This window comes from Rhodococcus sp. MS13, assembly GCF_013277835.1.
Taxonomy (GTDB): Bacteria; Actinomycetota; Actinomycetes; order Mycobacteriales; family Mycobacteriaceae; genus Rhodococcus_F; species Rhodococcus_F erythropolis.
The window spans coordinates 604,475-617,859 of sequence record NZ_VBTL01000002.1; the positions used below are offsets into that span (position 1 = coordinate 604,475).

General features: G+C 64.8%; 9 protein-coding genes and 1 pseudogene. 4 read left to right on the top strand and 6 right to left on the bottom strand.

From position 1 onward, the window contains the following. Positions 1-30: 30 nt before the first annotated feature. A pseudogene (locus FEZ59_RS05155) lies at positions 31-1,146 on the top strand (acyltransferase); the annotation flags it as partial. Here FEZ59_RS05155 and FEZ59_RS30385 read toward each other — a convergent pair. From FEZ59_RS30385 to FEZ59_RS05175, 4 genes are all read right to left on the bottom strand, one after another. Further along, positions 1,104-5,438, bottom strand: coding sequence for an alpha-(1->3)-arabinofuranosyltransferase family protein (locus tag FEZ59_RS30385; RefSeq protein ID WP_172932327.1), 4,335 nt, complete (start codon positions 5,436-5,438; stop codon positions 1,104-1,106). The pseudogene FEZ59_RS05155 and the gene FEZ59_RS30385 overlap by 43 nt on opposite strands. Positions 5,439-5,481: 43 nt before the next feature. Beyond that, entirely contained in the window at positions 5,482-5,655 is a 174-nt protein-coding gene (locus tag FEZ59_RS05165) for a DUF2613 domain-containing protein (protein WP_003945488.1), read from the bottom strand. A gap of 129 nt (positions 5,656-5,784) precedes the next feature. Beyond that, positions 5,785-6,873, bottom strand: a complete 1,089-nt coding sequence (locus FEZ59_RS05170) for an isochorismate synthase (RefSeq protein WP_172932328.1) — start codon at positions 6,871-6,873, stop codon at positions 5,785-5,787. 45 nt (positions 6,874-6,918) lie between these two features. Continuing rightward, positions 6,919-7,386, bottom strand: coding sequence for a universal stress protein (locus tag FEZ59_RS05175; protein WP_003945900.1), 468 nt, complete (start codon positions 7,384-7,386; stop codon positions 6,919-6,921). A gap of 101 nt (positions 7,387-7,487) precedes the next feature. Between FEZ59_RS05175 and FEZ59_RS05180 the strand changes: the two genes are divergently transcribed. Both FEZ59_RS05180 and FEZ59_RS05185 read left to right on the top strand, forming a co-directional pair. Next, on the top strand, positions 7,488-8,666 hold the full coding sequence (locus tag FEZ59_RS05180) for a glycoside hydrolase family 3 N-terminal domain-containing protein (RefSeq protein WP_172932329.1): 1,179 nt from the start codon (positions 7,488-7,490) through the stop codon (positions 8,664-8,666). A 72-nt stretch (positions 8,667-8,738) separates the two neighbouring features. Next, a complete protein-coding gene (locus FEZ59_RS05185) occupies positions 8,739-9,338 on the top strand; it encodes a TetR/AcrR family transcriptional regulator (protein WP_003945885.1) in 600 nt (199 codons plus the stop codon). A gap of 103 nt (positions 9,339-9,441) precedes the next feature. Here FEZ59_RS05185 and FEZ59_RS05190 read toward each other — a convergent pair whose 3' ends face one another. Together FEZ59_RS05190 and FEZ59_RS05195 are read right to left on the bottom strand one after the other, a co-directional pair. Continuing rightward, positions 9,442-10,305, bottom strand: a complete 864-nt coding sequence (locus FEZ59_RS05190; protein ID WP_172932378.1) for a MaoC/PaaZ C-terminal domain-containing protein — start codon at positions 10,303-10,305, stop codon at positions 9,442-9,444. Beyond that, positions 10,305-11,651 carry a 3-oxoacyl-ACP reductase gene (locus tag FEZ59_RS05195; RefSeq protein ID WP_003945596.1) on the bottom strand — a complete coding sequence of 449 codons (1,347 nt, stop codon included), beginning with the start codon at positions 11,649-11,651 and terminating at the stop codon, positions 10,305-10,307. The genes FEZ59_RS05190 and FEZ59_RS05195 overlap by 1 nt, the downstream gene beginning before the upstream one ends. 130 nt (positions 11,652-11,781) lie before the next feature. Between FEZ59_RS05195 and FEZ59_RS05200 the strand changes: the two genes are divergently transcribed. Then, on the top strand, positions 11,782-13,137 hold the full coding sequence (locus FEZ59_RS05200) for an acetyl-CoA C-acetyltransferase (protein ID WP_019747140.1): 1,356 nt from the start codon (positions 11,782-11,784) through the stop codon (positions 13,135-13,137). The last annotated feature ends 248 nt before the right edge of the window (positions 13,138-13,385 follow it).

Below are 13,385 nucleotides of genomic sequence, written 5' to 3' on the forward strand. Positions count from 1 at the left end.
CAATCGGCCTGGGGTGCACACTTATCCGTGATGATCAGTTCCACGAATTCCTCTCAGACGGTCCCGCCACAGGCTCGGGGCTTCGTTCCGGCTTTGGACGGTATGCGTGGATTGGCCGCGCTCGGCGTCCTCGTCACCCATGTCGCGTTCCAGACCGGTGAAGCGCAGTCCGGTGCGATCGGGCGCGCGTTCGGTCGACTCGATCTCGCCGTAGCGGTGTTCTTTGCCTTGTCCGGATTTCTCCTGTGGCGCCCCCACGCGGCAAAGGCTCGCGGAATCGGGCAGCCGCAGTCGACCGTCCGGTACTGGATCTCCCGCGCGACGCGCATTCTGCCGGCGTACTGGGTGGCAGTGGTCCTGATCCTGCTGTTCCTGCCCGGAGCCGGCGGGGGCTACCAAGTGTGGTTGGCGAATCTCGGGTTGGCGCAGGTCTTCGTGCCGTTGACACTCACCGAGGGCCTCACGCAGATGTGGAGCCTGTCGGTCGAGGTGGCGTTCTATGTTCTGCTGCCGCTTTTCGCGTATCTGATGGTCCGACTACGAGGAAACTCGGTCCGGTTCCGGCTGCCGCTTCTGCTCGGGGTGTCGGTCTTGGCCTTGACGTGGGCATTCATTCCGATTCCGACGCCGGACGCTATCCACCACGACAACTGGTTGCCGGGCTACCTGCCGTGGTTCGGCGCCGGCATGGTGCTGGCCGAGCTGGCAGTGGGCCCGTCGACATGGGTGCATCGCCTCGCGCACCGTCGGGTACTCCTGACCCTCATTGCCTTTATCGCCTTCGTTCTCTCGTGCACTGATCTGGCCGGGCCCGAAGGTCTGGTGCGGCCCGAGCCGTGGCAGTACGCGATCAAGATTGCACTCGGTGCGATCATCAGCTTCTCGTTGATCGCGCCACTGGTTCTGCGCGATCAATCGCAGCATCGGTTCCTGGCCAGTCCTTTGGCGCTGGCAATCGGACGCTGGTCCTACGGCCTGTTCATCTGGCACCTGGCCGTACTGAACGCTGTGTTCCCCGTATTCGGCATAGTTCCGTTCTCGGGCAGCTTCTTCTACGTTCTGGCCCTCACGGTCGTCCTGAGCGTCGCTGTGGCCTCGGCCAGTTACGCCTTGGTGGAGGAACCGGCGCGCGTCGCGGTCACGCGGTGGGAGAAGCGCCGCCACATCGGTGAACCGGCAAAGGGCAACGCGGCCAACCCGGTCACGACCAAGGCCACCAACATCGAGAACTGAATCGCGAACGAATCGCCCACATAGCCGCCCGGTGCCCGCCACGGCCCGGTCGAGAGCAGCGTGATGCCGATCATCGCGGCCACGCCGGCGGTGCCGACGAGAATGCGTGCGGTCCGAGCCGGGCCGAAGATTCGCAGCGCGGCAAGTCCGAGGATCGAGCACACGACTGCGATCGCCGCTCCCACTCCGCCGCCGATGACGGTGGCCGCCGCGAGCACGCCCACCCATCCTGCCGCGACGCTGCGCCACGGTCGGGGTGGTGTGAGGGGCTTGGGCTCTCGGCGCGTGGGGACAAGAGCCGCGAACAACAGCGGGATCAGCAACACGAGCCCGCCGAAGATGCCGAGGCGGTACCAACGGTCGCTGGGGAAGTCGATGGTGACGGTTCCCGCGGTGCCTGCCGGCACGATCCAGCCCTGCTGCCAACCGTTCACGACCACCGGCGTCAGCTCGGAACCGTCCGGCGCCGTGGCGATCCAACCGATGCTGGTGCTCTCGGGATTGACGATCAGCTGATCGGCGGACGAGCTCGTGACGGTGAGTTCGCGGTGATTCGCCGTCCACGCGGTCGATTCGAGCGGTGTATTCCGTTGCGCGGCTGAAGGACCGACCGCCGTCAGATCGAGATTGTCGACCGAGAATGCGGGGCCTGGTTCGACGACCACTTCAGGCTGTCCCGCCGGCAAAGTCGCCGAAGCGTCCAGACCGCACACACGTGCCTCGACGGGTGCGCCGGTCCGAAGTTGCGTCGCCGTCGCCGTGATCGAGGTGGGGAATTGCTGTCCGGCAACCGAAATGGTCGGGCCGTCGCCACAGGTGACGGTGACGGTGCGGTTGTCGAATGATTCTGCGCCCTGCACTCCGGAACCGGCGATCGGGGTTCCGTCGGCACCGACGACGCCGACCTCGGCGAGGCCGGTGGGCTGCGCCTGGGCGAAGCCGAGCGCCGTCTGATCGAGGACCGGTTCCCAAGCGGTGATGCTCAGGACGATCTTGTCGGTGACGAAGGGGGCGAGAGTAACTCGACTGGTTCGAGGCGTGTCGTCCGAGGGTTCGGGCAGCTCTCGCACCTGCGGCCCGTTGCCGAGATTCACCGCGACACTGGTCGGCAGCGACGGCAGAGTGCCAAGTCCCCGGGTGATGTCCAGGCCGGTGACCAGGGTGGGCTCGGGAAGATTGAGAGTCAGCGTCGGTTTCGGGCCGCCCGGTTCTGTGGTGCTCTGCGGCGCCGACCACGTGGTGCGTGCGTCGCCGTCGGTGGCAGCGAAGGCAGATCCGCGTGTGTCGCCGATGTCGCTCGAACCCGAAGCCGTGATTCGGCCGGGGACGGAAAGCAGGTCTTCGAGAGCGTTGCCCTGACGCGCTCGGACAGTCAGTGTCGGTGCAACGACTGTGTTTTCGGCCACCGTGAGCGTGCGCTGGAAGCGGCTCGGCTCTTCCGGTATCGCCATGAATGCATTGCTGCACCGCACGCGGTCCGTCGAGTCGGCGCAGGCGTTGCGGCCGGGGAACTCCTGGCTCAGGTTCCACGCGTTCACAGATGCGCCCGTCGGCGTGCTCGGCAGGACTGTGTCGAAACGGATCGGTACGGTCTTCGGCGCGCTGCGATCGGAGAAGTCTTCGACGGAGAGTTCGCTGATGCCGAACTGTGTTCCAGGAGATCCGTTTTCGGTGTGAGTCGCTGTGACGCGTACCCACGGCGTGTTGCCGCCCGGGATCGAGACGGTGATGGGCTCACCGGGACGCTCCACCTTCACCGCCGTGCTGCCGTTCGGTGTCGAGACCTCGAGCCATTTGACGGGAGCTCCGATTGCCGCGGCACTGGTGGTCAGATGAAGCAACCCACTGGAAATCGGTGTGTCGAAGTCGATCTGCAACCACTGGCCCAGTGCGCGCTCGATGCCGTTGCTGAACCAGCCGGTGGCCGGATCGCCGTCGACCGTCGACGCGGGACTGCTCGACGGTGAAGTGCCGCCCAGCTGGGTGGCGTCGGAGGCGGCGCTGGAAACGGTGATCGAAGCTCCGCTCCAACGGCCTTCCGCGAGAGGCGTGTTCGCAACCGGGTAGTCGGGCACCAGATTGTAGGTACGACGAGCGTCGTCAGGGGTGCGAAGGGCGGAACTGTGGTTGTCGACCTGACCGAAATCGGTTTCTCGATCGCGCGGTGTGTCGGTGACGGTGACAGAATCGACGGGCAGTCCCGCAGCTTCGGCGTCGGCGGCGAGAATCATCGGCCCGGTCCCCGGAACCAGCCCGCTTTCGTGAAGTCGTACAGACGATTCCGGCCCACCTTGTACACGCGGAACCTGGTTCAGGTCGACGGAGTACGGGCCACTGACCGCCGGGGTGCCGTCGGGCGGGGTGACCTCGAAGATTTCGATCGCCGGGTAACCGGGACGCAGATCGCTGTCCGCGACCAGCCCTTCGATCTGTTCGGGGCTGTCGTCTTCACCGAAGTGGGCGACTCGCTCGATCCCCGGCGAGCCTTCGACCGCCTGGTGCACGAGTATCGGCCTGGCCGATCGCGACGTTTCGCCGTCGAGGTCGTTGCGCATCACCAGGTAGTGGATGCCCTGCCCAAGCAAGGTCTGCGCGAGACCGTCCGACGGCCGTCCGTCGGCGATGAGACGTTGCACCGAATCGAGCGCTCGGATCGCGCCGGGAGGGGTCAGCGGGACCGAGTCACGCACCGCCCACGGCGTACTCGCCAAAGCCTGAAGCGGTTCGTCACGCGTCAGACCCCAGACCTGGCTGCCGAAGGGCGCTCCCGGGACGACCAGGGCACGTTCGGCTTCCGACCCGGGGGAGGTGTTGTCCTCGAGCCACTGCGCTGCTTCGTTCCAGTACGAGGGGACGTCCGGATACGCACCGCGGGGAGCGAGCTTTCCCGTCCAGGCCAAGGCGGTGGAGAGGGTGAGGGCAACGAGGATCAGGCTGGTCAGTGCGACCATCGGTTCGCGCTCGGGATGGGCGAACGCGCGGCGCCATCGGGCGAGTGGAACCGATCCCGGTAGTGGCACTTTGGCCAGCAGGTGTGCGAGTCCGAGCACCAGCGGCAGACGGACCAACGGCTCGAGCTTGTGGACGTTGCGCAGCGGCGCGCCCGCCGAGTCGAGGAACAGGCGTACCGACTCCGACACCGGCGAGCTGAGTTCACCAACGTATCCCGCGGCCAGGCCGGTGATACCGACGAACAGGATGAGCGTCAGCCGGCCGCGAGCAGGCATGGACCGCATGCAGAGCCCGGCGAGGCCGGCGGCGGCAACCAGACCGGTGGCGACAACTGCTGCGGGCTGGGTGACCAGGACGGCGCCGGCAATGCGTTCGGGGGAGACGAACGGGGTCCAACTGTCCGTGCCGCGAAGTATCTCGGCCAGCGACGCCCACTGCGTGGTGACACCGGCGGACTCGATGTAGTCGAGGAACGGTGGGCTGATCTTGCCGAGCAGAAGTAGCGGCACGATCCACCAGAGCGTGCCGAGAGCGACGAACAGCGCCCACCACGCGGTGAACGTCAGCCATGTTCGGTTGGGTTTGTGCGAGAGCCACCAGATGATCGCGACCAGGCAGGCCGCGGCAGTGGCGACGGCATTGATCGAACCCATGAGCGCGACGGCAAGCGCGGATTGTGCGGCTAACCGCCTCAACCCCCGTGAGTGGTTAGGGAGTCCAGGGACTCCTTTTCCACGCACAGGGCCGAAGGCCAAAATCACCGGCAACAACACCCACGGCGCCAGCATCATCGGCAGGGTTTCCGAGGAAATCGAACCGAGCGTGGTCAGCACGCGGGGAGAAAGAACAAAGGCAACCGCTGCGATGACGCGTGAACTACGACTACCGATACCGAGAGCCTCGGCAATGCGGATGATGCCCCAGAAACCCGCGATCAGGAGCAGCGCCCACCAGATGCGCTGGGTGATCCACGGTGGAATGTTCGCCAACTCACCGAGCGCGAAGAACGGCCCGTGCGGAAAGAAATATCCGTAGGCCTGGTTCTGAACCTGGCCGAGCGGGGCCTGACTACTCCACTGATGCGACGCGCGTTCGAGAAAACCGAACGGATTCTGCGTCAGGTCGTACTTGGTGTCAGCGGTGATCAGACCCGGCGATTGCAGAAAAGTGAGAAGAAACGCTACGACGGAGGCGCCGAACAGCCACCGCTTCGACAGGGGCTCTGCCGACGGGGCGGTGTCTACCGAAGACACCGCTGCGTCGGCGGAAGAACGGGAACTCGCGAGGCCTGCGCTCTCAGCGGCTGCCGTACTCAACCTGGTTCAGCACGGAAGAATCTGCGTTTCCGCTGCGGTCGATCTCGGGACGAGTGTTGTCCGACGCGGCGGCCGTGACACCGAAGATGACGCCGGCACCCAGAACGGCACCGATGACAGCGCTGGCCACACCGGGGACAAGGAACTTCGTCATCGCGGATCTCCCAATTGGTCGTTAGTCGGTCGTTCGCGGTCGGACGGACTTACCGGCCCGTACGAACTGCTCGGGTCAAGGTATCACCCGCACTCGAGAATCCGGACGATTACCCTCGTGACGTGCTGGTCAGTCGAGGGTTTCGGCACCAAGCGCGGTCAACAGAGTGCGCAGTTTCGTAGATGTCTCGTCGAGTTCGTCCTGCGGATCCGATTCGGCGACAATTCCACCACCCGCGCTGGCCCAGGCGTTGCGGCCGTCTGCACTGATCTCGGCGCAGCGGATGGCAACCACCCAATCGCCGTCACCGGCCTCGTCGCACCATCCCACGGCGCCGCCGTAGAAACGGCGAGGCTCCTCGGTCTCGCGGATGACTTTCAGTGCCGCGTCGGTGGGTGTTCCGCACAGCGCGGGCGTCGGATGCAGAGCGATGGCGAGGTCGAGCGCAGTGGTGTCGTTTCGCAGCGTGCCGCGGATCGGGCTGGCCAAGTGCCAGACCTCGTGAGTATTGGTCAGTTCGGGAGTTACCGGCACCGACAGATCGCTGCACATCGGTTGCAGGACCTCGCGGATCCACGCCGTCACGAAGGCGTGCTCGGCCAGATTCTTCGTCGAATGCAGAAGGCTTTCGCCTGCCTCGCGGTCTTGATCGGCGTCGGCGGATCGCTTTGTGGTCCCGGCCAACGGGCGACACGTCACGACGCGCCCGCGTCGACTGACCAATACTTCGGGCGTCGCGCCGACCAGGCTGTGGCCCTCGAATTCGGCTCCCGCAGCAGAGAGGTCGACGGCAAAGGTGTTGGCGACGGGATTGAGCGCCGCCATGCGTGCGGCGAGCGCGGTCGGGGAGATCGGGGTCTGCGTGCGAAGTTCCACAGTGCGAGCCGCGACAACCTTGTCGATCTCTCCGCTGCGGAGGCGTCCGATCAACTTTTCCACTCGACGACGATGCTCCGACGACGACGGGATCTCCCGGTCAACCCGGGTCGTGGGCAGGGCCTGGGGATCGAGCGGTTGCCACGGCCGCGACGCGATCGTCGCCTCGGCAGGTTCGTACAACGCCGTTGCGGCAGCGGGGTCGAAGGGGAGCGCTCCGACGATCAGCTTTGTCGTACCTGCCGACAGAGCGTGGGTGGCCGCGTCGGAGCTGTCGAAGCTGCGTCGTACGCCGCGGGTGACCACGCTGTGATCGGGGCGCGAGAGAACAAAACCGTCCATGGTGGTTTCGACACTAGTCGGCCACGGATCAGGAATGCGCGAAGGTCACTTCCCTGGAGGGACGATCAACACCGGCCGATGACTGTGACGCAGAACATGATCCGCGACGCTGCTCTGCAGTAGCGACCGCAAACCCGTAGTGCCACGGGTGCCGGTCACGATGATGTCGACGTCCAATTCGTCTGCGGTTTCGCAGATTGCAGACCAGATCGCGGATCGGCACTCGGCGCTTCTGCCTTCGACGGTCAGGCCTGCGGCCTCGGCCAGTGCGACGCCCTCGGCGAGGGTGACTTTGGCGTCGGTGTACGCGATGTCCTCGACGTCGTCGTCGGGAACCCACTCCGGTTGCATCACCCCGGACAGGCCGGACATGCGAGCGGCCTGGCGAACCATCGGCTCCCAGGCAGTGACGAGAACAGCACGATTGGCGGAGAGGAAACGCCCCGCATAGTCGACTGCACGCTTGGCGTTGTCGGAACCGTCGTACGCGATGAGCATCAGACCTTGTGGCATCACGACCTCCTCGTCAGCGGGGGAATCGGTTCTCTTCCAGGCTACCGTCCCGATGTGCCCGTGAGGGAGTGTATGGGTACCGGGTCCGTTACGGTCGAGGTATGCGGATCAAGTTTCTGAAGGCTGCGACGACCATTGCTTTATGCGGAGGGTTGGTTGCGGGATGCTCGGGCGAAAACGGGACCGCCGATCCGGTTTCGAGCGCCCCGACCAGCACCACCTCCGAGATCACGTCGACGCCTGCGGCATCCAGCTCCGCGCCCGTCGCCGCGTCGTGCGGTAGTGACCTTGTGGCTTCACTGTCTCTGCGTCAGAAACTTGCCCAGCTGCTCAACGTCGGCGTCACCGGGACCGACGACGCGTTGTCGATAGTGCAGAACGAGGAGATCGGCGGCATCTTCGTCGGAAGTTGGACCGATCAGTCGATGCTCACCAATCGCGAAGTGCCGCAGGTTGCTTCGTCGTCGAAGTTGCCGTTGATGGTGACGATCGACGAAGAAGGTGGGCGAGTTTCCCGCGTCGCGGACATCCTCGGGCCCGATCCGTCGGCCAGAGAAACGGCGCAGACCATGACAGTGGAACAGACGTACCAGATGGCACTCGAGCGTGGACGTGGGTTGAAGGATCTCGGGATCACCGTCAACTACGCCCCCGACGTCGATGTCAGCAGCCAACCCGACGACTCCGTGATCGGGGACCGCTCGTACTCCGACGACCCCCAGACCGTGGTTGCCTACGCCGGTGCGTACGCGCAGGGTATGCGCGATGCCGGAATCTTCCCGGTGATCAAGCACTTTCCCGGGCATGGCAGCGCGTCGGGTGACTCGCACCGGGGCGAGGTGACAACGCCGCCGCTACAGGATCTGATCGCGTCGGACCTGATTCCCTTCCGGGAGCTGTCGGGAACCGGAGTCGGCGTCATGATGGGTCACCTCGAGGTTCCCGGTCTGACCGAGCCCGGTACCCCTGCCAGCATCAGCCCCGCCGCCGTCGCGTTGCTTCGCGACGGAGTGGGTTACGGCGCAGCGCCGTTCACCGGCCCGGTATTCACCGACGACCTCAGCGGAATGCAGGCGATCACCGACCGATACGATATTGCCGACGCGGTTCAGGCTGCGCTGGTGGCTGGAGTCGATCAGGCATTGTGGCTGACAACCGACGACGTTCCGCGGGTGCTCGACCATCTCGAGCAGGCCGTCGCGTCCGGTGAGCTTCCGCAGGCGCGGGTCGATCAGGCCGTGGTCACAGTTGCCACTGCCAAAGGCGCCGTGACCTGCTGAGTCGAAGTCAGGATTCGACGCACAATCTTACCGTAGAGTAAGATCGACATTTACCCTGTGGTTGGAGGAAGCATGGCCGGCGGTACCAAGCGACTGCCACGCGCAGTGCGTGAGCAGCAGATGCTCGACGCGGCTGTGGACGTGTTCTCCGACAGGGGGTTTCACGAAACTTCGATGGACACCATCGCAGCCAAAGCCGAGATCTCGAAGCCGATGCTGTACCTGTACTACGGCTCGAAGGAAGAGCTGTTCGCGGCGTGCATTCATCGTGAAGGGCTCCGCTTCCTCGAAGCGCTCGCCCCGGCCGGCGCGCCGAACCTGACTCCGCGTGAACAATTGCGCGCCGCTCTCGAGGGCTTCCTCGGGTTCGTGGGCGCAAACCGCAAGTCGTGGATGGTGCTCTACCGTCAGGCCGTCGGGCAGCAGGCTTTTGCGGGAACCGTGCAGTCCAGCCGCGATCGGTTGATCGAGTTGACTGCGCATCTGCTCGAGTCCAGCACCAAGGATCCTGATGCCGCGCACGATTACGGGATCATCGCCATTGCGCTCGTCGGCGCCGGTGAGGCGGTAGCCGACCGGGTCGCGGGTGGGGAAATCGAAGTGGATGCCGCAGCGGATCTACTCGAATCCCTCGCGTGGCGCGGTCTGTCGGGCAAGAAGAAGTCCGAATAGCCCCCCCAAGCCAATCTGAGCGAACGTACCTTTCAGCGCATCCAAGGCGCCGAAAGGTACGTTCGCTCAATTGGGGTGGGGGGGAAACCCGACAAAACTCAGGTCAGCGCAGCGTCGCAGTGACGTGCGGGTAACCCTTCTTCGGGTGACGCAGCGACAGATCCCAGCCGTCGTCGGTGCGGTCGACGTAGGCATTCAGCGTCGCCGGCAGCAGAATCGGCTTGCCGAAACGCACGCTGTAGGTGACCTTGTCCGCGACGGACCCCTCGACGGTCCGCAGAACTGCCGCGGCACTCCACATTCCGTGAGCAATGGTCTTCGGGAAACCGAAAGCCTTGGCGCCCAGAGACGAGACGTGAATCGGATTGCGGTCGCCGGAGACGGCGGCGTACTTGCTGATCGTGGTCTGGTCGACGCGGATGGTGCTCATCGGCATCGGCGGGACCTCGTCGGCCTTGGGCTCCGGACCTGGCTGGCCGGACAGGGAGGTCTTCTGCTGGTTCAGGAAGCTCGAGGTCTGTCGCCAGACCAGTTCCCGTCCCACCCGAATTTCGGTGATCACGTCGATCAGCAGGCCCTTGCGGTGCTCACGCAGGTTCTCGGCATGCACCGAGAGGTCAAGCGGTTCGCTGACGGAGATGGGCCGCAGCGATTCGATGACGTTCTCGGCGTGAACTGAGCCGACGGCGGCGAAGGGGAAGTCCTTCGACACCATCAGCTTCATCACGGTCGGGAAGGCCAAGGTGAAGGGATACGTGATCGGCAGAGTGTCGCCGAATCGCAGTCCGGTCACGCGGCAGTACGCCGCCAGATTGTCGGTGTCGACCTTCAGTCCGGTGAGGGTGAAGGTCTGCTGTGGCACCGAGCGCGAGTTGGACTTGTTCCACGGCAACAATCCCAGTACCGCCCGGGAGTAGATGTCGAGGGTCTTCGGCTGCTCGGTGAGCGCGACGGTCTTTGTTGCCATCATGCGCCCAGGAGGCTCTGGCCGCAGACGCGAACGACCTGTCCCGTAACGGCATTGGAGGCCGGGCTGGCGAAGTATGCGACGGTCTCGGCGACGTCGACGGTCTCGCCGCCCTGCAGGAGCGAGCTCATGCGGCGGCCGGCTTCGCGGGTGGCGAAGGGGATGGCTGCGGTCATGGCGGTCTCGATGAAGCCCGGTGCGACGGCGTTGATGGTGATGTTCTTCTTCGCCAGGACGGGAGCTTCGGCGTGTACGAGGCCGATGACGCCGGCCTTGGAGGTGCCGTAGTTGGTCTGGCCGCGGTTGCCCGCGATGCCGGCGATGGAGGAGACGTCGACGACGCGGCCGCCTTCCTTGAGGGCGCCCTTCTCGACGAGGTGCTCGGTGATCTTCTGCGGTGCAAGAAGATTGACGTTCATGACCATGTTCCAGCGGCCCTCGTCCATGTTGGCGAGGGTCTTGTCGCGGGTGATGCCGGCGTTGTGGACGATGATGTCGGCTCCGCCGTGACGCTCGAGGAGGTGAGCTGCGAGGACCTCGGCTGCGTCGGCCGCCGTGACGTCGAGGGCGAGGGACGTGCCGCCGACCTTGTTTGCGGTCTCGGACAGTGCTTCGCCGGCGGCCGGGATGTCAGCGCAGACCACGTGTGCGCCGTCGCGTGCCAGGACCTCGGCGATGGTGGCGCCGATACCGCGGGCTGCGCCGGTGACGACGGCAACCTTGCCTTCGAGCGGCTTGTCCCAGCTTGCGGGCGCGACGGAATCTTCAGCACCGACGACGATGACCTGGCCGTCGACGAAGGCGGACTTTGCCGAAAGGAGAAAGCGCAGAGTCGATTCCACGCCGGACAGTCCGGTGGACGCCTTGGGGGAGACGTAGACCAGCTGAGCGGTGGAGCCGCGCTTGATCTCCTTGCCGACGCTGCGGGTGAAGCCTTCGAGCGCGCGCTGCGCGACATGCTCGTCGACGCTCGACGTTTCTTCCGGCGTCGTGCCGAGAACGACGACGCGAGCCGACGGTGCGAGGTTGCGGATCACGGGCTGGAAGAACTCGAACAGCTGCTCGAGCTCGCTGACCTGAGTGATTCCGGTGGCGTCGAACACGAGTCCGCCGAAGCTGCTGTCGTGTGCCTGAGCCGCCGGGTAGTCGGAGAGCAGTACGCGAAGTGGTTCTGCGAGCCGACCCTTGCCGCCGATGAGGACAGGTCCGGCGAGTGCGGGTTCCCCTGCTTTGTAGCGACGCAGGTTCTCGGGCCTGGGCAGGCCGGCCTTCGACGCGATGAATGCGCCGGGGGCGGACGAGAGGAACTGTGAATAGAGGTCGGGAGCTCCCTTGCTGGCTGCCACGGTCCTACCTTCTGTTGTGTTTCGGGTTGTCTCTCACCGGGCAATCGGAAGAATGCGGCGATAGACAAGTAACTTACTACTGAGTAAGAATAGTCTTCAACAGGTAATCGCACCATCCTTGGAGACGCAAGTGACAAGCAAAGCCCGTTCAAACGCAAAGCCCGCCGCACCGCGCACCGCACCGGCCGCAGCCGCTGCGAAGTCCGCAGGTCAGCGCCGTCCGGTTGCGATCGTCGGCGGAAATCGCATTCCGTTCGCACGCTCGGACAAGGCGTACGCACAGGCGTCCAACCAGGACATGTTCACTGCGACGCTCGACGGTCTGGTGAGCCGATTCAATCTGCAGGGCGAGAAGCTCGGCATGGTCGTCGGCGGTGCGGTGCTCAAGCACAGCCGTGATTTCAATCTCATTCGCGAGTCCGTTCTCGGCAGCGCGCTGAGCCCGTACACGTCGGCGTACGACCTTCAGCAGGCGTGTGGCACGGGACTGCAGTCGATCATCGCCGTCGGCGACGCCATTTCGGCCGGCCGCATCGATTCCGGCATCGGCGGCGGCACGGACACCACGTCCGACGCCCCGATCGGCGTCAACGATCAGGCGCGCGAGTTCCTGCTGTCCCTCAACCGCGCGAAGTCCACGGGCGACCGCATCAAGCTGCTCGGCAACGTCCGTGCGGGCATGCTCGGCCTCGAAATTCCGCGCAACGGCGAGCCTCGCACCGGCAAGTCGATGGGTGACCACGCTGCGATCACCGCCAAGGAATTCGGCATCAAGCGCGAGGATCAGGACGAACTTGCCGCTGCCAGCCACAAGAACATGGCGGCTGCCTACGACCGCGGCTTCTTCGACGACCTCGTCACCCCGTTCCTCGGCCTGACCCGCGACGACAACCTCCGTCCCGGTTCGACCGTCGAGAAGCTGTCGACGCTCAAGCCCGTCTTCGGTACCAAGCTCGGCGACGCGACGATGACGGCAGGCAACTCGACGCCGCTCACCGACGGCGCTTCTGCAGTGCTCCTCTCCACCGACGAGTGGGCAGCCGAGCGCAACCTTCCGGTTCTGGCGCACCTCGTCGATTCCGAAACCGCTGCCGTCGACTACGTCCACGGCAAAGACGGGTTGCTCATGGCTCCCACGTACGCGATTCCGCGTTTGCTGGCCCGCAACGGTCTGACCTTGCAGGACTTCGATTACTACGAGATCCACGAAGCCTTCGCTTCGGTGGTTCTGGCAACCCTGCAGGCCTTCGAGTCCGACGAGTACTGCAAGGAACGCCTCGGCCTCGACGGCGCATTGGGATCGATCGACCGAAGCAAGCTCAATGTCAACGGATCGTCCTTGGCTGCAGGTCACCCGTTCGCGGCAACCGGCGGACGTATTGTGGCTTCCCTCGCAAAGATGCTCGCGGAGAAGGGTTCGGGCCGCGGTCTGATCTCGATCTGTGCGGCCGGTGGCCAGGGTGTCACGGCGATTATCGAGCGGTAACCGCTCCACAATCTCCCCACGCGACTGAAAACTGCGCTCACCTGCAGTGATCGTCGCGAGGGGATGCGTAATCGGGGATCCGGCCACGAGGGGTGGCCGGATCCCCGAACTCTTTGCAAACTTTTTCGCGCAGGCGTGTAACGCTGCAGAATAGCTACCGATATTCATGACAGCCCCGTGTTGCTGCCTGACCCCCGACCTGGCAGCAGCGCGGGGCTCTCGTATGTCCGGATATCCTGTATTGAGTT